We start from the raw sequence: 21,891 nt of genomic DNA, 5'->3' as shown, positions 1-21,891 counted from the left end.
CGCGTGGACCGGTCCGGAGGATGTCGTGAGCGACACACAGACCTTGATCGAGAACCGCCCGCCCACCGTGGCGGCCCTCTTCCTTGAGCGCGTCGCGGCCACGCCGAACGCCGAGGCCTACCGCTATCCGGTCCCCGCGGCCGACGGCTCGGGGGGTCCTGACGACTGGAAGTCGCTCAGTTGGGGACAGGCGGCCGAGCGGGTGTTCGCCATCGCCGCCGGCCTCGCGGACCTCGGGCTCCAGTCGGAGGACCGGGTCGCGCTCGCCTCCAACACCCGGGTCGAGTGGATCCTGGCCGACCTCGGCGTGATGTGCGCCGGCGCCGCGACCACCACCATCTACCCGAGCACCAACGGCGAGGAGTCGGCGTTCATCCTGGCCGACTCCGAGAGCCGGGTGCTGATCGCCGAGGACGCCAAGCAGTTGGCCAAGGCCCGCGCGCACCGCGCCGGCCTGCCCCGCCTCGCCCACGTGGTGGTGCTGGACGCCGAGGACGCCGTCGCGCACGAGAGCGACCCCGAGGGTTGGGTGCTCTCCCTCGCCGATCTGGAGGCGCGCGGCAAGGAGTACCTCGCCAAGCACCCCGAGGCGGTCAAGGAGCGGATCGCGGCGATCACCGCCGACCAACTCGCCACTCTGATCTACACCTCCGGCACCACCGGCCGCCCCAAGGGCGTGCGACTGCCGCACGACAACTGGTCGTACATGGCCAAGGCCACCGTCGCGACCGGGATGATCAACTCGGACGACGTCCAGTACCTGTGGCTGCCGCTCGCGCACGTCTTCGGCAAGGTGCTGACCTCCGGCCAGATCGAGGTCGGCCACGTCACCGCCATCGACGGCCGGATCGACAAGATCATCGAGAACCTGCCGATCGTGCAGCCGACCTACATGGCCGCCGTTCCGCGCATCTTCGAGAAGGTCTACAACGGTGCCGCCGGCAAGGCGCGCGCCGCCGGCGGCGCCAAGTACAAGATCTTCAAGTGGGCGGCCGGCGTCGCCCGCGAGTACGCCAAGGTCAGCCAGGACAACTTCCGGCGCACCGGCAACGCGTCCGTCCCCCTCGGCCTCGCCACCCGCCACAAGGTCGCCGACGCGCTCGTCTACTCCAAGCTCCGCGACGCCTTCGGCGGAAAGCTGCGCGCCGCGATCTCCGGCTCCGCGGCCCTCGCCCCCGACATCGGCTACTTCTTCGCCGGCGCGGGCATCCACATCCTGGAGGGCTACGGCCTCACGGAGTCCAGCGCCGCCTCCTTCGTCAACCCCGGCGAGGCCTACCGCACCGGCACCGTCGGCAAGCCGCTCCCCGGCACCGAGGTCCGCATCGCCGACGACGGCGAGATCCTGCTGCGCGGCCCCGGCATCATGCAGGGCTACCACGGGCTGCCGGACAAGACCGCCGAGGTGCTGGAGGCCGACGGCTGGCTGCACACCGGCGACATCGGCGAGCTGTCCCCGGACGGCTTCCTGCGCATCACCGACCGCAAGAAGGACCTGATCAAGACCTCGGGCGGCAAGTACGTCGCCCCGGCCGAGATCGAGGGCCGGTTCAAGGCGATCTGCCCGTACGTTTCCAGCATCGTGGTGCACGGCGCCGACCGGAACTTCTGCTCCGCGCTGATCGCCCTCGACGGGCCCGCCATCCTGACGTGGGCCGCCGATCACGGCCTGGAGGGCAAGACGTACGCCGAGGTCGTGGCCGCGCCCGAGACGGTACGGCTCGTCGAGACCTACGTGCAGACCCTCAACGAGGGCCTCCAGCGCTGGCAGACGATCAAGCAGTTCCGGCTGCTGCCCCGCGACCTCGACGTCGAGCACGGCGACCTCACCCCGAGCCTCAAGCTCAAGAGGCCGGTCGTGGAGCGCGAGTTCAAGTACCTCATCGACGAGATGTACGCGGGCTCGAACGAGGCGTGACCCCTGGCGGCCCGAGCCTGTGGGCCGGCCGCGGTCGCGGAGCGTAAACGACCTTCGGGCGGTGCGGGACAATGGGCTCATGCCTTCCGCACTGCCCGACGGTGAACCCATGCCCGAAGACGGCTCGCTGCCGTCGCACGCCCTGGCGGGCGCCGGCGAGCGGCCGCTCGGCTTCTACCTGCACGTCCCCTACTGCGCGACGCGCTGCGGGTACTGCGACTTCAACACCTACACGGCCACCGAGCTGCGGGGCACCGGCGGCGTGCTCGCCTCCCGCGAGAACTACGCCGACACCCTGATCGACGAGGTCAGGCTGGCGCGCAAGGTCCTCGGGGACGACCCGCGGGCCGTACGGACCGTGTTCGTGGGCGGCGGTACGCCCACCCTGCTGCCCGCCGGGGACCTCGTGCGGATGCTCGCGGCGATCCGGGACGAGTTCGGGCTCGCCGAGGACGCCGAGATCACCACCGAGGCCAACCCGGAGTCGGTGGACCCGCGCTACCTCGCGGAACTGCGCGAGGGCGGCTTCAACCGGGTCTCCTTCGGCATGCAGAGCGCCAAACAGCACGTCCTGAAGGTGCTCGACCGCACCCACACGCCCGGACGCCCCGAGGCGTGCGTGGCGGAGGCGCGGGCGGCCGGCTTCGAGCACGTGAACCTCGACCTGATCTACGGCACGCCCGGCGAGTCCGACGAGGACTGGCGGGCCACGCTGGCCGCCGCGCTGGGGGCCGGTCCGGACCACGTCAGCGCCTACGCGCTGATCGTGGAGGAGGGCACGCAGCTGGCCCGCCGGATCCGTCGCGGCGAGGTCCCGATGACGGACGACGACGTGCACGCCGACCGGTACCTGATCGCCGACTCGGTGATGGCCGAGGCCGGCTACTCCTGGTACGAGGTGTCGAACTGGGCGACCTCCGAGGCCGGGCGCTGCCTGCACAACGAGCTGTACTGGCGCGGCGCCGACTGGTGGGGGGCCGGCCCCGGCGCCCACTCGCACGTGGGCGGGGTGCGCTGGTGGAACGTGAAGCACCCCGGCGCCTACGCCGCGGCGCTGGCCGAGGGCCGTTCCCCGGGCGCGGGCCGCGAACTCCTGTCGGACGAGGACCGGCGCGTCGAGCGGATCCTGCTGGAGCTGCGGCTCGTGGACGGCGTTCCGCTGTCGCTGCTGGCCCCCGCGGGCCTGGCGTCGTCCCGACGCGCCCTGGCGGACGGACTGCTGGCCCCCGGCCCGTACGAGGCCGGGAACGCCGTGCTGACCCTGCGGGGGCGGCTGCTGGCCGACGCGGTCGTCCGCGACCTGGTGGACTAAGGGCTGTCCCGCAATCCCTGGTGGATCAGCGCACGGCGTCGGACGCGGTGCATCGCAAGGCGGAGGGACGTCCTCATACCGGGCGTATTCGGGTGTTCCGACAACGCGGCGAGGTGCCGTGGCCGGCGTCGTGCGCCCGCCAGGGATTGCGGGACAGCCCTTAGGCCGGCTTCTTCGGATCCGGCCGAGCCCCGTCAGGCGGTGACGTGGTCGATCAGGTGCTCCACCGCGCCCAGCAGGGTCGGCTCCAGGTCGCGGTACGAGGTCACCCTGGACAGGATGTGCTGCCAGGCGGCGCCCGTGTTCGGCGGCCAGCCCAGCGCCCGGCAGACGCCCGTCTTCCAGTCCTCCCCGCGCGGGATCACCGGCCAGGCCGCGATGCCCAGGGCGGACGGTTTCACCGCCTGCCAGACGTCCACGTAGGGATGGCCCACGATCAGGACGTGCGGAGAGGTGACCTCGGCGGCGATCCGCGACTCCTTCGAACCCGGCACCAGGTGGTCCACCAGGACCCCCAGCCGGGCGTCCGCGGCCGGCGCGAAGTCCGCCACGATCGTCGGCAGGTCGTCGATGCCCTCCAGGTACTCCACGACCACGCCCTCGATGCGCAGGTCGTCGCCCCAGACCCGCTCCACCAGCTCGGCGTCGTGGCGGCCCTCGACGTAGATCCGGCCCGCCCGGGCCACCCGGGCCCGGGCCCCGGGGACGGCGAGCGAGCCCGAGGCCGTACGGGCCGGGGCGGCCGGGGCGCGGGACGGACGGGTCAGGGTGACCACCGCCCCGTCCAGCAGGAAGCCGCGGGGCTCCAGCGGGAACACCCGCCGCTTGCCGAAGCGGTCCTCCAGGGTCACCGTGCCGGCCTCGCAGGCCACCACCGCCCCGCAGAAGTCCGTACCGGCCACCTCGACGACCAGGTCGCGGTCCGCCGGCACCTCGGGCACGGCCTTGGCGCGCTTCCACGGCGGGGTCAGGTCGGGGGAGTACTCACGCATCCGGCGACCGTACGAGAGAGCCCGGGCTCACGCCCTCGACACGCCGAACCTCGTTGCCAGTGTGTCGCGTTGCGCACGGACGAAGGTCGCGTCGACCACCGCTCCGTGACCCGGCACGTACAGTGCGTCGTCGCCGCCCAGCGAGAGCAGCCGGTCCAGGGCCGCCGGCCACTGTCCGGGCACCGCGTCCGAGCCGGCCTGGGGTTCGCCCGACTCCTCGACCAGGTCCCCGCAGAAGACGACCTCCCGTTCGCCCGGGACGAAGACCGCCAGGTCGTGCTGGGAGTGCGCGGGTCCGAGGTTCGCGAGCAGCACCTGTACGGCGCCCAGGTCCAGCGTCCGTTCGCCCGACACCGGGTGCCCCGGCGCCACGACCAGGTCGGCGGCCTCCGCGGCCTCCGCCGCGTCCAGGCCGTGCGCGGTCGCGCTGTGCCGCAGTTCCTCGCGGCCGGTGGGCGTCGACAGCACCTTGTCCAGGCCGACCGCGCCGTGGAACTCGGCGCCCGTGAAGGCGGAGCCGCCCAGTACGTGGTCGAAATGTCCGTGCGTGAATGCGATATGGGTCACGTGCCGGCCGGTCAGCCGCTCCGCCTCGGCCCGCACCCGCGCACCCTCGCGCACGCACGAACCGGGATCGACGAGAAGAACCGAATCGTCGCCCACCACCAGCCCCACGGTGCAGTCCCACACCGGCAGACGACGCCGTCCGACCCGCCCGGTCAGCCGTTCCCAGCCCGCCTCTTCCCATTGCACGTCCATGCGGTGACGCTACCCTGGCGGGCCGCCCTTGCCTCCCGCGTACCACCCGGCCGTACACTGACCGGGGGATCTCTGGCACTCGAATGTGCAGAGTGCCAACAAGGCCCGCAACGGGACCGAACGACGACCGAAGAAGACCGACCGCATCCGGAGGTGTGCGCGATGCTCAGTGAACGCAGGCTCGAGGTGCTGCGCGCCATCGTCCAGGACTACGTCGGGACGGAGGAGCCGGTCGGCTCCAAGGCGCTCACCGAGCGGCACCGGCTCGGCGTCTCGCCCGCCACCGTGCGCAACGACATGGCGCTGCTGGAGGACGAGGGCTACATCGCCCAACCCCACACCAGTGCCGGTCGGATCCCCACCGACAAGGGTTACCGGCTCTTCGTGGACAAGCTGGCGGGGGTCAAACCGCTGTCCACGCCGGAGCGGCGGGCCATCCAGAACTTCCTCGACGGCGCCGTCGACCTCGACGACGTCGTGGGGCGCACCGTGCGGCTGCTCGCGCAGCTCACCCGGCAGGTCGCCGTGGTGCAGTACCCGTCGCTGACCCGTTCCACCGTCCGGCACGTCGAGCTGCTGTCGTTGGCGCCCGCGCGCCTGATGCTCGTGTTGATCACGGACACCGGGCGGGTCGAGCAGCGGCTGGTCGACTGCCAGACGCCCTTCGGGGAGACCTCGCTCGCCGATCTGCGGGCGCGGCTCAACAGCCGGGTGGTCGGCCGTCGGTTCACCGACGTGCCGCCGCTGGTACAGGACCTTCCGGAGTCCTTCGAGACCGAGGACCGGGCGACGGTCAAGGCCGTCCTCGACACCCTTCTCGAAACGCTCGTGGAGGAGGCGGAGGAGCGGCTGATGATCGGCGGCACCGCCAACCTCACACGGTTCGGACATGACTTTCCCCTGACGATCAGGCCGGTGCTCGAAGCGCTGGAGGAGCAGGTCGTGCTCCTCAAGCTGCTGGGCGAGGCCAACGAGTCGGGGATGGCCGTGAAGATCGGGCATGAGAATGCCTACGAGGGACTGAACTCCACGTCCGTCGTCTCGGTCGGCTACGGTTCGGGCGGCGAAGCAGTCGCCAAACTCGGCGTGGTCGGACCGACCCGCATGGACTACCCCGGAACGATGGGAGCGGTACGCGCAGTGGCACGTTACGTCGGACAGATCCTGGCGGAGTCGTAAGTGGCCACGGACTACTACGCCGTTCTCGGCGTGCGCCGCGACGCATCGCAGGACGAGATCAAGAAGGCCTTCCGTCGCCTCGCCCGCGAACTCCACCCGGACGTGAATCCGGATCCGAAGACGCAGGAGCGCTTCAAGGAGATCAACGCGGCCTACGAGGTGCTCTCGGACCCGCAGAAGAAGCAGGTCTACGACCTCGGCGGCGACCCGCTGTCCTCCTCGGGCGGCGGCGGCGCGGGCGGATTCGGGGCGGGTGGCTTCGGCAACTTCTCCGACATCATGGACGCCTTCTTCGGTCAGTCCCAGCAGCGCGGACCGCGCTCGCGGACCCGCCGAGGCCAGGACGCCATGATCCGCCTCGACCTGGAACTGGACGAGGCGGCCTTCGGGACGACCAAGGACATCCAGGTCGACACGGCCGTGGTCTGCACGACCTGCTCCGGTGAGGGCGCCGCCCCCGGCACCTCGGCGCAGACGTGTGACATGTGTCGCGGTCGCGGTGAGGTCTCGCAGGTCACCCGGTCCTTCCTGGGCCAGGTCATGACCTCGCGGCCCTGCCCGCAGTGCCAGGGCTTCGGCACCGTGGTCCCCACCCCGTGCCCCGAGTGCGCGGGCGACGGACGGGTGCGGTCCCGCCGCAGCCTCACGGTCAAGATCCCCGCCGGTGTCGAGAACGGCACCCGCATCCAGCTCGCGGGCGAGGGCGAGGTCGGCCCCGGCGGCGGCCCCGCCGGCGACCTGTACGTGGAGATCCACGAGCTGCCGCACCCGACCTTCCAACGGCGCGGGGACGACCTGCACTGCACGGTCACCCTCCCCATGACGGCGGCGGCCCTGGGCACCAAATGCCCGCTGGAGACGCTCGACGGCCTGGAGGAGATCGACATCCGGCCCGGCACCGGCTCCGGGCAGGCGATCCCGCTGCACGGGCGCGGCGTCACGCACCTGCGCGGCGGCGGGCGCGGCGACCTGATCGTCCACGTCGAGGTCACCACCCCCGGCAAGCTGGACGCCCAGCAGGAGGACCTGCTGCGCCAGCTCGCGAAGCTGCGCGGCGAGGAGCGGCCGATGGGCCAGTTCGCGCCGGGCCAGCAGGGCCTGTTCAGCCGCCTGAAGGACGCGTTCAACGGCCGCTGACCGGCCGCACGCACCCTCTCGCACGAGCCCGATCCGGGGATGTCCCGGGTCGGGCTCGATGCCGTGCGGGGCGGGGTGCGACACGGGGTCGAGCGACTTCGCAGGCGGACTATGCCAGGCGAATGCGATGATTCGGCCCGGTGCGCGGGGACGTGGCACGATGCAGTCCATGTCCTCCTCGCCGAACGGTCTCACCCCTTACCCGATCGTGCAGGCGCCCATGGCGGGCGGCGCCTCCTGTCCGCCGCTGGCCGCCGCGGTGTGCGAGGCGGGCGGGCTGGGCTTCCTGGCCGGCGGCTACAAGACCGCCGACGGGATGTACCAGGAGATCAAGCGGCTGCGCGCGCTCACCCGACGTCCGTTCGGCGTCAACCTCTTCATGCCGCAGACCGGCTACGTGGACCCGGCCGAGATCGAGACGTACCGGGGACAGCTCGCCGGCGAGGCCAACTGGTACGAGGTGTCGCTGGCCGAGGAGGACATCATCGGCACCTCCGACGACGGCTACGAGGCCAAGCTCGCCATCCTCGTCGAGGACCCCGTCCCCGTCGTGTCGTTCACCTTCGGCTGCCCGCCCCCCGCCGTCTGCGCCCGACTGCGCGAGGCCGGCACGTACACCGTCGTCACGGTGACCTCGGTGGAGGAGGCGCGGGCCGCCGAGGCGGCGGGAGCCGACGCCGTCTGCGTCCAGGGCGTCGAGGCGGGCGGCCACCAGGGCACGCACCGCGACGACCCCGAGATCGACGGCACGGCCGGGGTCGGACTGCTCGTGCTGGTCGCCCGGGTACGGGAGGCCGTGACCCTCCCGATCATCGCGGCGGGCGGGCTGATGCGCGGCGCGCAGGTCGCGGCGGTGCTCGCGGCGGGCGCGGAGGCCGCCCAGCTCGGCACGGCCTTCCTGGCCTGCCCGGAGTCGGGCGCGCACCCCCTGCACAAGAAAGCGCTGACGAACCCGCTCTTCCCGCACACGGAACTCACCCGCGCCTTCTCCGGCCGGCCCGCCAGGGGCCTGGTCAACCGCTTCATGCGGGAACACGGCCCGTACGCCCCGGCCGCCTACCCGCAGGTCCACCACCTGACCTCGGGCCTGCGCAAGGCGGCCGCCGCCGCCGGGGACCCGCAGGGCATGGCCCTGTGGGCGGGCCAGGGCCACCGGCTGGCGCGGACGCTGCCCGCCGGGGAGCTGACGGAGGTGCTCGCGGCCGAACTGGCCGAGGCGCAGAGCGCGTTGAAGGTGTTGCAGATGAGGAGAGCGTCATGACGGCCCCCGTGTTCGTGGTCGAAGAGGTCCCCGCGGGACCGGAGTTCACCCTGGAGGGCCCCGAGGGCCGGCACGCGGTGTCGGTCAAGCGGCTCAACCCCGGCGAGGCGGTGGTCCTCACGGACGGCCGGGGCCGCTGGGCCGACGCCGTCGTGAAGGCGGCCGAGGGCAAGGACCGGCTCGTCGTGTCCGTGTCCGGGGCCTTCGAGGAGCCGGCGCCCGCCGTCCGGATCACCGTCGTGCAGGCGCTGCCGAAGGGCGACCGGGGCGAGGTCGCGGTGGAGACCATGACCGAGACCGGCGTCGACGCGATCGTGCCCTGGCAGGCCTCGCGCTGCATCACCCAGTGGCGCGGCGACCGGGGCGCCAAGTCCCTCGCCAAGTGGCGCAACACGGCCCGGGAGGCGGGCAAGCAGTCCCGCCGCGTGAGCTTCCCGGAGGTGGCCGAGGCCCTCTCCACGAAGCAGGTGGCGGCGCTGCTCGCCGAGGCCGACCTGGCCGTGGTCCTGCACGAGGACCGGGACGCCCCCTCCGGAGCCCTGGCGACGGCCGAACTGCCCTCGTCCGGGTCCGTCGTCGTGGTCGTCGGTCCCGAGGGCGGGGTCTCCCCGGAGGAACTCGCGGCCTTCGCGGAAGCCGGCGCCCTGCCGTACCGGCTGGGCCCCTCGGTGCTGCGCACCTCCACCGCCGGCACCGCCGCGGTCGCCGTCCTGCTGGCCCGCACGGGGCGCTGGGGCTGAGCGGGCGGCCGGGCTGACCGGGCGGCCGGGCTGACGGGCCGCGCCACAAACCCCTGGCCGTGGCGGGGGCGTCGGCGGATACGATGCCGGGACCGATCACCTTCACGGGAGGCTCAGCAATGGCCGGGGAACCCCAGGCGGACTGCCTGTTCTGCAAGATCGTCGCGGGTGACATCCCGGCGACCGTCGTCCGGGAGACCGAGACGACCGTCGCCTTCCGGGACATCAGCCCCAAGGCGCCCACGCACGTCCTCGTCATCCCCAAGGTGCACTACCCCGACGCCGCCTCCCTCGCGGCCGCCGAGCCGGGGATCGCCGCCGACGTGCTGCGCGAGGCCGGCCAGGTCGCGGCGGACGAGAAGGTCGACGACCAGGGTTACCGGGTCGTCTTCAACACCGGCGCCGGCGCCGGGCAGACCGTCTTCCACGCGCACGCGCACGTCCTCGGCGGCCGCGGCCTCGAGTGGCCCCCCGGATAAGCCGTGTCCGTACGAGAGTTCGTGGTGCTGGGCACCGCCAGCCAGGTGCCCACCCGAAGCCGCAACCACAACGGCTACCTGCTGCGCTGGGACGGCGAGGGCATCCTCTTCGACCCGGGCGAGGGCACCCAGCGCCAGATGCTGCGCGCCGGGGTGGCCGCGCACGACATCAACCGGATCTGCGTCACCCACTTCCACGGCGACCACAGCCTCGGCCTGGCCGGGGTGATCCAGCGGATCAACCTCGACCGGGTTCCGCACCCGGTCACCGCGCACTACCCGGCCTCGGGGCAGAAGTTCTTCGACCGGCTCCGGTACGCCACCGCCTACCGCGAGACCGTCCCGCTCCGCGAAGAACCGGTGTCCGCCGACGGGACGTTGGCGCGCGAGGCCGCGTACGTCCTGGAGGCGCGACTGCTCTCACACCCGGTGGAGGCCTTCGGCTACCGGCTCGTCGAACAGGACGGGCGCCGCATGGTGCCCGGGCTGCTCGCGGAACGCGGGATCAAGGGACCGGACGTGGGCCGGCTGCTGCGCGAGGGGGAGTGGAACGGCGTCACCCTGGACGACGTCAGCGAGCACAGGCCCGGGCAGCGGTTCGCCTTCGTCATGGACACCCGGCTCTGCGAGGGCGTGTACGCGCTCGCGGAGGGCTGCGACATGCTCGTCATCGAGTCGACCTTCCTCGACGAGGACGAGCGACTCGCCACCGACCACGGCCACCTGACCGCCGGTCAGGCCGCCCGGGTGGCACGCGACGCGGGCGTCCGGCACCTGGTGCTGACGCACTTCTCGCAGCGCTACTCCGACCCGACCGAGTTCGAGCGACAGGCCCGCGCGGCCGGCTACGCGGGCGAACTGACGATCGCCGCCGACCTCGTACGGGTACCGGTTCCCAAGCGGAGCTAGGCCGTCTCTTTCGGATCTTGCGGGTCAGGCAAGATCCGGAAGAGACGGCCTGGCAGGAGACGGCTCAGACGCGCGCCCCGTCCTCGGTCCGGGCACGGGCGCGCCGGGTCGCCGGGGAGAGCAGCAGCACCCGGCGGGGCAGTCGGCGCACGGGACGCACCGAGATCTCGGCGACCTCCAGCTCCGGTGCGCCGACCCGGGGCACCGCGCCCGTCGGGGCGCCCGCGCTCGCGGCCAGCACGGCCGCCGGCGCGCCACCGCGGCGCCGGACCGAGCCCGGTACCAGCGGGCGGCCGCCCGCGTGCAGTGCGACGGCGGTCATCGGCCAGGCCACCGCCAGCAACAGGGCGCCCAGGGTCAGTCCCATGCCGGGGAAACCGACGGCCTCGGCGAGCAGGCTGCCGGTGACGGGCCCGCAGGCCACCCCGAGGGAGGAGGCGGAGCCGGCCAGCACCGCCCACCGGCCGCGCGGGTCCAGGGCCGCCGCCAGACCGATGACGTACGAGAGGACCACCGGGTAGAAGGCGTTCCAGAGGATCTCCCCGGCCGCGAAGCCGCCCAGACCCCGCGCGGAGGTGGCCACCACCACGCAGCAGGCGATCACCGCGGTGCCCGCGCCGATCGGGACGGCCCGGCCCCAGCGGGCGCCGAGGGCGGAGGCGGCCGTGACACCGACCAGGCCGGCCCCCAGCGCCGCGGCGAAGACCATGCCGAGGGTGACCTCGGACAGGCCCGCCTGCTCGGCGCCGATCCGGCCGCTGACCCCCCACAGCGAGTTCTGGGCGAGTGACCACAGCAGCAGGCCGCCCGCCAGGGCCGCCCCGGCGCGCGGGTAGGGAAGCCGCCCGGAGGCCCGTACGGCGGGGCCGGGGCCGGCCGGGCCGCCGAGTCGGGAGGTCGCGGGCCAGACCGCCGCGGCGACCAGGGCGATGGCCGCGAACGGCAGCCCGTGCCCGAGCAGGTCGCCGCCGAACCGGGGCAGCGTCAGGTAGAGCGCGCCCGCGGTCGCCGACACCGACAGCAGTCCGAGGGCGGAGGTGCGGTGCGGATCGCGCGTCCCGGCGATCCCGGAGGCGGCCACGGCGGTCGCCGTCCCGGAGCCGAAGCCGCCGATCACGGCGCCCACGACGACGAGGGGCAGGAGGGAGGTCGACGCCGCGGTGCCGTAGCCCGCGACGGCGAGCAGCAGCCCGAGCCGGGCCAGGGCGCGGGGCCCGTGGTGGGGGATGCGCGAGGCGAGGGTGAACCCGGCGCCGGCGGATCCGAGGAGCAGGGCCGAGCCGATCAGGCCGGCCTGGGCGGGGCTCAGCGGAAGGTACGCGTCGAGCCGGCCGACCACGGTCGGGAGGAGGTAGGGCGCCGCGTAACCGGCTGTGAAGAGGGCCACCAGGGGCCAGGCGGCGGGGTGCGCGGACGAGGGCGCGGGGGAGGTGATCGACACGGGTGTTTCCGTTGCTGCGCAGCTGGAACGAGGGTTCCGGAGAGTGGGCGGTGCACCTGTTTATCAAGCGCCCGCCGGTCGACAGAAGAGCGTGCCGGCGGTGATGTGCGTCACACTTGGGTTTGCGCCCGCCGAACCGGGGCAGGGGTGGCTGCTTTCCACCTCAAGCCGACTTGCAGAAACGACTCTTCGAGACTTCCACGACACTTCCACGAGACTTCGATCCGCACACGCACGAAACGGGGAGCACACCGTGACCAGTCGGGACAGCCGCATCAGCCGACCCATGAAACTGGACCCGCTCGGTCCGGTGCGGGATCCCCAAGAACCGGGCTGCGACGTCTTCCTGACGGGAACGGTCTTCCTCGACATCATCTTCACCGGCCTGGACTCCGCACCGGTCCGCGGCACGGAATCCTGGGCGCGCGGCATGGGCTCCAGCCCCGGCGGCGTCGCCAACATGGCCGCCGCGCTCGCCCGGCTCGGCCTGCGGACCTCGCTCGCCGCCGCCTTCGGGGACGACCACTACGGCGAGTACTGCTGGGACGCGCTCGAACAGGGAGAGGGCATCGACCTGTCGATGTCCCACACCCTCCCCGGCTGGCACAGCCCCGTCACGGTCTCGATGGCGTACGAGGGCGAACGCACGATGGTCTCCCACGGCCACGAGGCCCCGCCCCCGGCGGGCCCCGAGCCCTTCCCGCTGTGCCCGCCGCGCGCCCGCGCCGCCGTGGCCTCGCTGGTGCCCGGCCGGGGCGAGCCCTGGGTCGCCGAGGCGGCCCGGCAGGGCTCGCTGGTCTTCGCCGACGTGGGCTGGGACGAGAGCGGGCGCTGGGACCTGGGGGCACTGGCCGACCTGGAACACTGCGAGGCCTTCCTGCCGAACGCGGGCGAGGCGATGCGCTACACCCGCACCGACTGTCCGCGCGCGGCGGCCCGGGCGCTGGCCGAGAAGGTGCCGCTGGCCGTGGTGACCATGGGTGCGGAGGGCTCGTACGCGGTCGACGGAAGGACCGGGGAGACGGCGGAGGTCCCGGCGATCGTCGTGGACGCGCTGGACCCGACGGGCGCCGGCGACGTGTACGTGGCGGGGTTCGTGACGGGCACCCTCGCGGAGTGGCCGCTCGTGGACCGGCTCGCCTTCGCGGGGCTGACGGCCGCCCTGTCGGTCCAGGAGTTCGGCGGCTCCCTGTCGGCCCCCGGATGGCCGGAGGTCGCGCACTGGTGGCAGACGGCCCCGGCCGAGCTGCGGGGCCGGTACGCCTTCCTGGAGGAGCTGGTCCCGTCCGGGACCACACCGGGACCGAGGCGCCGCGCGGTCCCCACGATCGGCTTCCGGCACCCGGTCTAGGCCGTCTCTTTCGGATCGTGCCGGGCGGCGCGGGTCAGGCGAGATCCGAAGGAGACGGCCCAGGTCCGGGTCGACCCGCGCCCCGTCGGGCGCGCCACGACTGGCCGGGACGCGTGGCGGAAAACCTCTCGGGGATGCGCCGGTGGAGTCGTACCCTTGGTAGTCCGGAGGTCGACGACCCGAGCGACCCTTCAGTGGGAGGTATGCGCAGGCCACAGTGCCGGCCCATGACTCAGACACCGACAGCCCGCACCCCCGCGCCGGGCCAGGCGCGCGCCCACTTCACCGTTCCGGCCACCCATCCCATGGTGACCGTGCTCGGATCGGGTGACGCCCTGTTGCGCGTGATCGAGAAGGCCTTCCCGAAGGCCGACATCCATGTTCGGGGCAATCAGGTCAGCGCGATCGGCGACGCGGCGGAAGTCGCGCTGGTCCAGCGCCTGTTCGACGAGATGATGCTGGTGCTCCGCACCGGGCAGTCGATGACGGAGGACGCAGTGGAACGCTCGATCGCCATGCTCAAGGCGAACGGCAACGGCAGCGGCGACGCCGGGGACGAGACACCCGCCGAGGTGCTCACCCAGAACATCCTGTCCAGCCGAGGCCGGACCATCCGTCCCAAGACCCTCAACCAGAAGCGGTACGTCGACGCCATCGACAAGAACACGATCGTGTTCGGCATCGGTCCTGCGGGCACCGGCAAGACCTACCTGGCCATGGCCAAGGCGGTCCAGGCCCTGCAGTCGAAGCAGGTCAGCAGGATCATCCTGACCCGTCCCGCCGTCGAGGCGGGCGAGCGGCTCGGCTTCCTGCCGGGCACGCTCTTCGACAAGATCGACCCGTACCTGCGCCCGCTCTACGACGCCCTGCACGACATGATCGACCCGGATTCGATCCCGCGGCTGATGGCGGCCGGGACCATCGAGGTGGCACCCCTGGCCTACATGCGGGGCCGCACCCTCAACGAGGCGTTCGTGGTCCTCGACGAGGCGCAGAACACCACCACCGAGCAGATGAAGATGTTCCTGACCCGGCTCGGCTTCGACTCGAAGATCGTCGTCACCGGCGACGTGACCCAGGTCGACCTCCCGGGCGGGGCCAAGAGCGGTTTGCGCCAGGTGCAGGACATCCTGGAAGGGGTGCCGGACATCCACTTCTCGCGGCTCACGTCCGAGGATGTCGTCCGGCACAAGCTGGTCGGCCGTATCGTCGACGCGTACGAGAAGTACGACGACAGCCGGGACTCCACGCAGCCCCGGAACGGCTACCAGCGGAAGTAGAACCCAGCGCACCATGTCGATCGACGTCAACAACGAGTCCGGAATCGAGGTCGACGAGCAGGCGATCCTCGACATCGCCCGCTACGCGCTCGCCCGGATGAGGATCCACCCGCTGTCCGAGCTGTCCGTCATCGTCGTCGACGAGGCGGCGATGGAGCAGCTCCACATCCAGTGGATGGACCTGCCCGGACCCACCGACGTCATGTCCTTCCCGATGGACGAACTCCGTCCGCCGGCGAAGGACGAGGAGGAGCCCCCGCAGGGGCTCCTCGGCGACATCGTCCTGTGTCCCGAGGTGGCCAAGCGGCAGGGCGAGGAAGCGCCGACGCGGCACTCCATGGACGAGGAGCTCGGGCTCCTGACCGTCCACGGGGTGCTGCACCTGCTCGGGTACGACCACGAGGAGCCGGACGAGAAGGCCGAGATGTTCGGCCTCCAGGCGGCCATCGTCGACGGCTGGCGCGGTGAGCGCGGCCTGACCGGTCCGTCACCCGCGCCCACCGTCTCGTGAACGCCGCCCAACTCATCACCGGCGCGGTCCTGCTGGTGGTGGTCGCCTGGTTCGCGGCGTGCGCCGAGTCCGGGATCGCCCGCATCTCCGCCTTCCGGGCCGAGCAGGCCGTACGGGAGGGGCGGCGCGGCAGCGCGAAGCTCCTCCAGGTCTCCGCCGACCCCACCCGCTACCTCAACGTCGCGCTGTTGGTACGGGTGACCTGCGAGATGGCGGCGGGCGTGCTCGTCACGTACGTCTGCCTCGACGAGTTCGGCGACACCTGGACCGCGCTGCTCGTGGCCATCGGGGTCATGGTGCTGGTGTCGTTCGTCGCCGTGGGCGTGTCGCCGCGCACCATCGGCCGGCAGCACCCGCTGAACACGGCGACGGCGGCCGCGTACGTCCTCGTGCCACTGGCCCGGGTCATGGGCCCGATCCCGCAGCTCCTCATCCTCATCGGCAACGCGCTGACACCGGGGAAGGGCTTCCGCAAGGGCCCGTTCGCCTCCGAGGCCGAGCTGCGGGCCATGGTGGACCTGGCGGAGAAGGAATCCCTGATCGAGGACGACGAGCGCCGGATGGTGCACCAGGTCTTCGAACTCGGGGACACCCTGGTCCGCGAGGTGATGGTGCCGCGCACGGACCTGATCTGCATCGAGCGGTACAAGACGATCCGTCAGGCGACCACGCTGGCGCTGCGGTCCGGGTTCTCGCGCATCCCGGTGACCGGGGAGAACGAGGACGACATCGTCGGGATCGTCTACCTCAAGGACCTCGTCCGCAAGACGCACATCAGTCGTGAGGCGGAGTCCGACCTGGTGTCGACGGCGATGCGGCCGGCGGTGTTCGTGCCCGACACCAAGAACGCCGGTGACCTGCTGCGCGAGATGCAGTCGGTGCGCAACCACGTGGCCGTCGTCATCGACGAGTACGGCGGCACGGCGGGCATCGTCACCATCGAGGACATCCTCGAGGAGATCGTCGGCGAGATCACCGACGAGTACGACCGGGAGCTGCCGCCCGTCGAGGACCTGGGTGAGGACCGCTACCGGGTCACGGCCCGGCTCGACATCACCGACCTCGGCGAGCTGTTCGGCGTCGAGGCCTTCGACGACGAGGACGTGGAGACGGTCGGCGGACTGCTGGCCAAGGCGCTGGGCCGGGTGCCGATCGCCGGCGCCTCGGCGATCGTCGACCTGCCCGAACCGGACGGGCGACCCCTGCGGTTGACGGCCGAGTCCCCGGCGGGGCGACGGAACAAGATCGTGACGGTGCTGGTGGAGCCGGTGGTCGCGGCGGCCGGCGAGGGCGAGGAGGGCTCGGAGTGACGCCGGAGCAACTGCGCGCGTTCTGCCTGGACTTCAACGAGGCCGTGGAGGAGTTCCCCTTCACCCCCGAGACCTCGGTGTTCAAGGTGCTGGGGAAGGTGTTCGCGCTGTCGGCGCTGGGCGCCTCGCCGTTGAAGATCAACCTGAAGTGCGATCCGGACCTCGCGGTGCGGCTGCGGGCCGATCACGAGGCGATCGTGCCGGGTTGGCACATGAACAAGCGGCACTGGAACACGGTGACGGTGGGCGGGCTGCCGGACGCGATGGTCCGGGAGCTGGTGGAGGACTCGTACGACCTCGTGGTCGCCGGGCTGCCGAAGGCGGAGCGGCTGCGGCTCGACCGGCCGTGACGTGCGGCCCCGGGCCGGCGCGACGTCCTCGACGTGCGGCGGGCGGACGCCCGGTCCGATCAGGGGCGTCAGGGGTGCCGGGGGCGGGGTCGTCGCACGGCCCGTCGGGGTGCTCCCTATGCTTTCGCCCATGACCGAAAGCACCGGGAACACCGGGATCGACCCCGAGGACAACAAGATCATCACGCTGGCGCGCAGCGCCCGCGCCCGCAACGGGGTGCCCGAGGGTGCGGCGGTCCGGGACGAGACGGGTCGCACGTACGTGGCCGGGACCGTGGACCTGGACTCCCTCAAGCTGAGCGCGCTCCAGACCGCCGTCGCCATGGCCGTGGCCAGCGGGGCGCGGTCCCTGGAGGCCGCGGCCGTGGTCAGCGCGGCCGACGCCCCGTCCGACGCCGATCGCGCCGCGGTGCGGGACCTCGGCGGCCCCGACACCCCGGTCCTCCTCGCGGCCCCGGACGGCACCCTCAGGTCCACGACCCCGGCCGGCTGACGAGCCCGGGGCCGCGCGTGTCCGCCGCGCTCCCGCCCGTCCGCCGCGCTCCCGCCCGTCCGCCGCGCTCCCGCCCGTCCTCCGGGCCGGACGCGCCCGTCGGGCGGCGCGGGACGCTCAGGCCGTGGCCGTGGCCGCGGCCACGGTCACGGCGGGCCGGCGGCGGATGACCATCGCCATCAGCGCGGCCATCGCGCACAGGCCGCCCGAGGCGTACCAGACCAGGTCGTACGAGCCGAAGGCGTCGCGGGCCAGGCCGCCCAGGAAGGCCACCACGGCCGCGCCCACCTGGTGCGAGGCCAGGACCCAGCCGAAGACGATCGCGCCGTCCTCCCCGAACTGTTCGCGGCACAGTGCGATGGTCGGCGGGACGGTGGCGACCCAGTCCAGGCCGTAGAAGATGATGAAGAAGATCATCGGCGGGTGGATGGACGGGGCCAGCAGCATCGGCAGGAACATCAGTGAGATCCCGCGCAGGGCGTAGTACACGGCCAGCAGGCGGCGCGCCTCGAAGCGGTCGGTGAACCAGCCCGAGGCGATCGTGCCGACCACGTCGAACACGCCGATCACCGCCAGCAGCCCGGCCGCGGCCGTCACCGGCATGCCGTGGTCGTGGGCCGCAGGCACGAAGTGGGTCCGCACCAGGCCGTTCGTGGAGGCGCCGCAGATCGCGAAGGTGCCGGCCAGCAGCCAGAAGGGGCCGGTTCGGGCCGCCTTGAACAGCACCGTCAACGCGCGGCGCGCGGCTCCGGGGACCGGGGCGGGCTTCTCCACGTACGCGCCCCCGTACGGCGCGAGGCCCACGTCCGCCGGGTGGTCGCGCAGCAGCAGCCAGACGAACGGGACGACCACCAGCGCCGCGAGCGAGACCGTGACCGCCGCCGGTCGCCATCCGTGGTGCTCGACCAGCCAGGACAGCAGGGGCAGGAAGATCAGCTGACCGGACGCCCCGGCGGCGGTCAGGATGCCCGTGACGAGCCCGCGTCGGGCGGTGAACCAGCGGTTGGTGACCGTGGCCGCGAAAGCCAGCGCCATCGAGCCGCTGCCCAGGCCCACCAGCACGCCCCAGAACAGGATCAGTTGCCAGGACTCCGTCATCCAGAGCGTGGCCACGGTGCCGCCGGATATGACCAGCAGGGCGACGGCGACCACCTTGCGGATGCCGAAGCGGTCCATCAGGGCCGCAGCGAAGGGCGCGGTGAGCCCGTACAGGGCGAGGTTCACCGAGACGGCGAGGCCGATCGTGCCGCGCGACCAGTCGAACTCCTCGTGCAGCGGCTCGATGAGCAGGCCGGGCAGGGAGGCGGAGGCGGCGGCGCCGATGATCGTCACGAAGGCGACGGCCGCCGCGAACCAGGCGCGGTGCACGCGCCCCGGATTCCGCGGGGTGGCGGGCGCGGGGGCGGGTGTGGATGCGGGGGTGGAGGCTGTCTGCGTCACGCAGTCAGCTTCCGGCCCGCGGGCGGCGCCCGACAGTGGCCTGAACGACATGCTTCGCTACGATCGGGCCATGGAGCCCCGTGCGCACCGTGTCGTCGTCCTCGCCCTCGCCGGGCTGTTGCCCTTCGAGCTCGGCATCCCGCACCGGATCTTCGGGTACGCCAGGGATCCGGCCGGGCGCCCCTTCTACGAGACCCTCACCTGCGGGCTCCGTCCCGGACCCGTGGCCACGGACGCCGACTTCGCGGTCTCCGTCGAGCACGGTCCGGAGCTGCTGGCCACCGCCGACACGGTGGTGGTGCCCGCCTCGTACGAGCTGGGGCCGGTGTACGAGGAGGGTCGGCTGACCGAGGCGCTCGGCGCGGCGCTCGGCCACATCCGACCCGGCACCCGACTGGTCTCCATCTGCACGGGTGGCTACGTCCTCGCCGCCGGCGGGTACCTCGACGGCCGCCGGGCGACCACCCACTGGGCCTCCGCCGAGCACTTCCAGCGGCTCTTCCCGGCCGTGCGGGTCGACCCCGGCGTGCTCTACACGGATGACGGGGACGTGCTGACCTCCGCCGGGGTCGCCGCCGGCATCGACCTGTGCCTGCACATCGTGCGCCGTGACCACGGCGCGGCCGTGGCCAACGAGGTGGCCCGGCGGACCGTCGTACCGCCCCACCGGGACGGCGGGCAGGCGCAGTTCATCGAACGTCCGGTCCCCGAATCGCAGTTGGCCAGCACCACGGCGGCGCGCGCCTGGGTGCTCGACCGGCTGCACGAACCGATCCGGTTGAGCGACCTGGCCCGGCAGGAGTCCATGTCGGTACGGACGTTCACGCGCCGCTTCCGCGAGGAGTCCGGGGTCAGCCCGGGGGAGTGGATCGTCGGGCAGCGGGTGGAGCGCGCCCGGCGGCTGTTGGAGCGCACGGAACTGGCGATGGAACAGGTGGCGCGGGAGGCGGGCTTCGGGACGGCGCAGTCGCTGCGCAAGCACGTGCAGGCGGCGTTGGGGGTGAGCCCGACGGCGTACCGGCGCACGTTCCGGGCCTCGGGCGGGTCGGTGGGGGCGGGCGTACCGGCCGGGCCGGGCGCTCTCTCGCCCTCCACCCTCCCATCTTCTGATGGGTCATCAGTTGTTGCCCGTTCCGCGCATTGACTTCTCCCGCCGCCCGCTCGTGAATTGACCCCCTGTCGGAGCGACGGAACGCGGGGGCGGACAGTGCGAGCAGGACGTACGGGACGGGCCGGGGCGCGCGACAGACGGTGGGCGGCGGCCGTCGCCGTGAGCGGCGGCGTGGTGGTTCTGCTGGCCGCCACGACCGGCGGAGCGCCGGCCGCCGCCGAGGGGGAGCAGCCGCCCCCGGGACAGGTGGAGTTCCCCACGCACTGCCTCCCGCCCCAGGAGGCCGGGCTGCCGCCCGCCGACGGGCCGACGACGGCCCGGATCAGCGTCGACGACCCGGCCCCGAAGGTCGGCGACACGGTCACCGTGACGTACCGGATCGCCGCGACCCCCGCCCTGAACCCCGCCGCGAGCGAACTGCCCGCCGACGCGGTGACCCCCACCGGGCGGATCGTGCTCGCGGGCGCGCAGAGCGGCGAGGTGACCGTGGTGGGCGTCCGACGCAACGACCCGGTGCCGGCGGGCGCGACCCTGCCGGGCGTGACCATGACCGGGACCTTCACCGTCACCGCGCCCGGCGAGATCACCCTCGCCCCGGGCGGCTACACCCTGCACACCGGCCACCCCGTGGACCTGGAGACCGTGTGCACCGCGGCCGGCCCCGCCCCCGTGTCCGAGCACCTCACGGCCGCCCCCCTGCCGACGGCCAACCCGCGCGCGCTCACGCTGGGGACGGCGTACGGCAAGCCGGGCGCCCGGGTCGCCGTCACCGGCTCCGGCTTCGCCCCGGGGGCGGCCGTCACGGTGGCCGGCCGGACCGGCGCCGCGGAGACCGTCGACCGGGTGGCCGCCACCGCCGACGAGCGGGGCGTGGTCCGGGCCGAGCTGCCGGTCACCGACAAGGGGACGACGGGCGTGGTCGCGTACGAGGGCACGGCGTGGTCGGCGCGGGGCGGATCGGGGCCGGCCGCCTACACGGTGATCGACGCGGCCACGGTGATCGACCCGGCGCCGCCGGCGCCGGGCACCCGGAAGGTGACGGCGGTCGTCGAGCCGGGCGCGCTGGCCATGACCCAGGCGGGGGAGTCCGTGACGCTCGGCGCGGTCCCGTACGGGAACGGCGGGCCGGCGGCCGGCCGGATCGGCACCGTCACCGTCGAGGACGCGCGCGGCGGCCCGGCGGGCTGGTCGCTGGTCGGCAGGGTCACGGACTTCGCCGGACCGGGCGGGGTCCGGATCCCGGGCGCCTCCCTGACGTGGACGCCGCGGTGCGTCGCGGCGGCCGGGAGCCCGAGCGCCTGCCGGGCGGGCAGCGCGGGCACGGTCGGCCCGGAGGGCGCCGTGCTGGCGTCCACGGCGGACGGCGCGCCGGCGGGCGGGACCTTCACGGTGGACGCCGGGGTGGAACTGCGCGTCCCGCCCTACACCCCGCCGGGGGCGTACACGGCCGTCCTGACGCTGACCCTGTCGTGACCCGGCCGGCCGCCCGGTGGCGGCGGCTCCCCGTCGCCCTCGTCGTCGCGGGCCTGGCCTGGCTCGCCGGCGCCGGAACGGCGGCGGCCGCGGACAACGGCCGGTGGTCCGTGCTCCCCGCCGCGAACACCGTCGGACAGCGCCCGTACTTCTACCTCGCCGCCGCCCCCGGCACGGTCGCCCGGGACACCGTCACCGTCACCAACCGCACCGACCGCCCCCGCACCTTCCGGCTCTACGCCGCCGACGCCCACAACACCGCCCGCGACGGCGGCTTCGCGGTCCGCGGCCCCGACGAGCCGCGCCGTGCCACCGCCGCCTGGACGGTGCTCGCGCGGGAGCGGGTGACCGTGCCGGCCCGGGGATCGGTCGACGTCGGGTTCACCGTCACCGTCCCCGACCGGGCCGAGCCGGGGGACCACCCCGGCGCCGTCGTGGCCCTGGA

Annotated in this window: 20 protein-coding genes and 1 pseudogene; 17 read left to right on the top strand and 4 right to left on the bottom strand. The window is 73.2% G+C overall.

Features of this window, described 5'->3' with window-relative positions; all coding sequences use genetic code 11:
- Positions 1–25: 25 nt before the first annotated feature.
- Entirely contained in the window at positions 26–1,918 is a 1,893-nt protein-coding gene (locus ACFYW3_RS07700) for a long-chain fatty acid--CoA ligase (RefSeq protein WP_351758549.1), read from the top strand.
- A 79-nt stretch (positions 1,919–1,997) separates the two neighbouring features.
- The gene (gene hemW / locus ACFYW3_RS07695) at positions 1,998–3,230 is read left to right on the top strand and encodes a radical SAM family heme chaperone HemW (RefSeq protein ID WP_351758551.1); all 1,233 of its coding nucleotides are present in this window, start codon (positions 1,998–2,000) and stop codon (positions 3,228–3,230) included.
- Positions 3,231–3,424: 194 nt separating this feature from the next.
- On the opposite strand, the gene ACFYW3_RS07690 is transcribed toward hemW, so the two are convergent.
- A complete protein-coding gene (locus ACFYW3_RS07690; RefSeq protein WP_351758554.1) occupies positions 3,425–4,222 on the bottom strand; it encodes a DUF3097 domain-containing protein in 798 nt (265 codons plus the stop codon).
- Between the two features lie 27 nt (positions 4,223–4,249).
- A complete protein-coding gene (locus ACFYW3_RS07685) occupies positions 4,250–4,981 on the bottom strand; it encodes an MBL fold metallo-hydrolase (RefSeq protein ID WP_389385817.1) in 732 nt (243 codons plus the stop codon).
- A gap of 162 nt (positions 4,982–5,143) precedes the next feature.
- Here ACFYW3_RS07685 and hrcA point away from each other — a divergent pair, with 162 nt between their 5' ends.
- From hrcA to ACFYW3_RS07655, 6 genes are all read left to right on the top strand, one after another.
- Positions 5,144–6,160, top strand: coding sequence for a heat-inducible transcriptional repressor HrcA (gene hrcA / locus ACFYW3_RS07680; RefSeq protein WP_053681993.1), 1,017 nt, complete (start codon positions 5,144–5,146; stop codon positions 6,158–6,160).
- Positions 6,161–7,297, top strand: coding sequence for a molecular chaperone DnaJ (dnaJ, locus tag ACFYW3_RS07675; protein ID WP_351758559.1), 1,137 nt, complete (start codon positions 6,161–6,163; stop codon positions 7,295–7,297).
- A 169-nt stretch (positions 7,298–7,466) separates the two neighbouring features.
- Positions 7,467–8,558: a nitronate monooxygenase gene (locus tag ACFYW3_RS07670; RefSeq protein WP_351758561.1), complete on the top strand. Its 1,092-nt coding sequence runs from the start codon at positions 7,467–7,469 to the stop codon at positions 8,556–8,558.
- Positions 8,555–9,298 (top strand): 16S rRNA (uracil(1498)-N(3))-methyltransferase, encoded by a 744-nt coding sequence (locus ACFYW3_RS07665; RefSeq protein ID WP_351375907.1) that lies wholly within the window; start codon positions 8,555–8,557, stop codon positions 9,296–9,298. The genes ACFYW3_RS07670 and ACFYW3_RS07665 overlap by 4 nt, the downstream gene beginning before the upstream one ends.
- Before the next feature lie 119 nt (positions 9,299–9,417).
- Entirely contained in the window at positions 9,418–9,777 is a 360-nt protein-coding gene (locus ACFYW3_RS07660; protein ID WP_351758567.1) for a histidine triad nucleotide-binding protein, read from the top strand.
- Positions 9,778–9,780: 3 nt separating this feature from the next.
- Positions 9,781–10,686 (top strand): ribonuclease Z, encoded by a 906-nt coding sequence (locus tag ACFYW3_RS07655; protein WP_351758570.1) that lies wholly within the window; start codon positions 9,781–9,783, stop codon positions 10,684–10,686.
- A gap of 64 nt (positions 10,687–10,750) precedes the next feature.
- Here the strand turns inward: ACFYW3_RS07655 and ACFYW3_RS07650 are convergent, their stop codons facing one another.
- The gene (locus ACFYW3_RS07650; protein ID WP_389385816.1) at positions 10,751–12,127 is read right to left on the bottom strand and encodes an MFS transporter; all 1,377 of its coding nucleotides are present in this window, start codon (positions 12,125–12,127) and stop codon (positions 10,751–10,753) included.
- A gap of 286 nt (positions 12,128–12,413) precedes the next feature.
- On the opposite strand from ACFYW3_RS07650, the gene ACFYW3_RS07645 reads away from it, so the two are divergent.
- From ACFYW3_RS07645 to ACFYW3_RS07620, 6 genes are all read left to right on the top strand, one after another.
- Positions 12,414–13,478: a PfkB family carbohydrate kinase gene (locus ACFYW3_RS07645; RefSeq protein ID WP_351758598.1), complete on the top strand. Its 1,065-nt coding sequence runs from the start codon at positions 12,414–12,416 to the stop codon at positions 13,476–13,478.
- A 227-nt stretch (positions 13,479–13,705) separates the two neighbouring features.
- Positions 13,706–14,758, top strand: coding sequence for a PhoH family protein (locus ACFYW3_RS07640; RefSeq protein WP_351758575.1), 1,053 nt, complete (start codon positions 13,706–13,708; stop codon positions 14,756–14,758).
- A gap of 13 nt (positions 14,759–14,771) precedes the next feature.
- Entirely contained in the window at positions 14,772–15,269 is a 498-nt protein-coding gene (gene ybeY, locus ACFYW3_RS07635; protein WP_351758576.1) for an rRNA maturation RNase YbeY, read from the top strand.
- Positions 15,266–16,579 carry a hemolysin family protein gene (locus tag ACFYW3_RS07630; RefSeq protein ID WP_351758578.1) on the top strand — a complete coding sequence of 438 codons (1,314 nt, stop codon included), beginning with the start codon at positions 15,266–15,268 and terminating at the stop codon, positions 16,577–16,579. Before ybeY ends, ACFYW3_RS07630 begins: the two co-directional genes overlap by 4 nt.
- The gene (locus tag ACFYW3_RS07625) at positions 16,576–16,929 is read left to right on the top strand and encodes an MmcQ/YjbR family DNA-binding protein (RefSeq protein WP_267826243.1); all 354 of its coding nucleotides are present in this window, start codon (positions 16,576–16,578) and stop codon (positions 16,927–16,929) included. Before ACFYW3_RS07630 ends, ACFYW3_RS07625 begins: the two co-directional genes overlap by 4 nt.
- Before the next feature lie 130 nt (positions 16,930–17,059).
- Positions 17,060–17,422: a cytidine deaminase gene (locus ACFYW3_RS07620; protein WP_351758580.1), complete on the top strand. Its 363-nt coding sequence runs from the start codon at positions 17,060–17,062 to the stop codon at positions 17,420–17,422.
- Positions 17,423–17,539: 117 nt separating this feature from the next.
- Here the strand turns inward: ACFYW3_RS07620 and ACFYW3_RS07615 are convergent, their stop codons facing one another.
- Complete coding sequence (locus ACFYW3_RS07615) at positions 17,540–18,862, bottom strand: MFS transporter (RefSeq protein WP_389385815.1); 1,323 nt, start codon at positions 18,860–18,862, stop codon at positions 17,540–17,542.
- 70 nt (positions 18,863–18,932) lie between these two features.
- On the opposite strand from ACFYW3_RS07615, the gene ACFYW3_RS07610 reads away from it, so the two are divergent.
- The 3 genes and pseudogenes from ACFYW3_RS07610 to ACFYW3_RS07600 form a co-directional block, all read left to right on the top strand.
- Positions 18,933–20,006 (top strand): GlxA family transcriptional regulator, encoded by a 1,074-nt coding sequence (locus ACFYW3_RS07610; protein ID WP_389385814.1) that lies wholly within the window; start codon positions 18,933–18,935, stop codon positions 20,004–20,006.
- A 141-nt stretch (positions 20,007–20,147) separates the two neighbouring features.
- The gene (locus ACFYW3_RS07605; RefSeq protein WP_389385975.1) at positions 20,148–21,446 is read left to right on the top strand and encodes a beta-xylosidase; all 1,299 of its coding nucleotides are present in this window, start codon (positions 20,148–20,150) and stop codon (positions 21,444–21,446) included.
- Positions 21,443–21,868: pseudogene (locus ACFYW3_RS07600) on the top strand (WxL protein peptidoglycan domain-containing protein); the annotation flags it as partial. The gene ACFYW3_RS07605 and the pseudogene ACFYW3_RS07600, both read left to right, overlap by 4 nt.
- Between the last annotated feature and the right edge of the window lie 23 nt (positions 21,869–21,891).

The sequence above is a fragment of the Streptomyces sp. NPDC002602 genome (assembly GCF_042889445.1).
Lineage (GTDB): Bacteria > Actinomycetota > Actinomycetes > Streptomycetales > Streptomycetaceae > Streptomyces.
This window is presented reverse-complemented; position numbering and strand designations above follow the sequence as displayed.

Coding starts and splice junctions, on each gene's coding strand:
- hrcA (WP_053681993.1), top strand. CDS start 5,144: ATGCTCAGTGAACGCAGGCTCGAGGTGCTGCGCGCCATCGTCCAGGAC.
- ACFYW3_RS07660 (WP_351758567.1), top strand. CDS start 9,418: ATGGCCGGGGAACCCCAGGCGGACTGCCTGTTCTGCAAGATCGTCGCG.
- ACFYW3_RS07645 (WP_351758598.1), top strand. CDS start 12,414: ATGAAACTGGACCCGCTCGGTCCGGTGCGGGATCCCCAAGAACCGGGC.
- ACFYW3_RS07610 (WP_389385814.1), top strand. CDS start 18,933: ATGGAGCCCCGTGCGCACCGTGTCGTCGTCCTCGCCCTCGCCGGGCTG.
- ACFYW3_RS07685 (WP_389385817.1), bottom strand. CDS start 4,981: ATGGACGTGCAATGGGAAGAGGCGGGCTGGGAACGGCTGACCGGGCGG.
- ACFYW3_RS07640 (WP_351758575.1), top strand. CDS start 13,706: ATGACTCAGACACCGACAGCCCGCACCCCCGCGCCGGGCCAGGCGCGC.
- hemW (WP_351758551.1), top strand. CDS start 1,998: ATGCCTTCCGCACTGCCCGACGGTGAACCCATGCCCGAAGACGGCTCG.
- ybeY (WP_351758576.1), top strand. CDS start 14,772: ATGTCGATCGACGTCAACAACGAGTCCGGAATCGAGGTCGACGAGCAG.
- ACFYW3_RS07670 (WP_351758561.1), top strand. CDS start 7,467: ATGTCCTCCTCGCCGAACGGTCTCACCCCTTACCCGATCGTGCAGGCG.
- ACFYW3_RS07690 (WP_351758554.1), bottom strand. CDS start 4,222: ATGCGTGAGTACTCCCCCGACCTGACCCCGCCGTGGAAGCGCGCCAAG.
- ACFYW3_RS07665 (WP_351375907.1), top strand. CDS start 8,555: ATGACGGCCCCCGTGTTCGTGGTCGAAGAGGTCCCCGCGGGACCGGAG.
- ACFYW3_RS07620 (WP_351758580.1), top strand. CDS start 17,060: ATGACCGAAAGCACCGGGAACACCGGGATCGACCCCGAGGACAACAAG.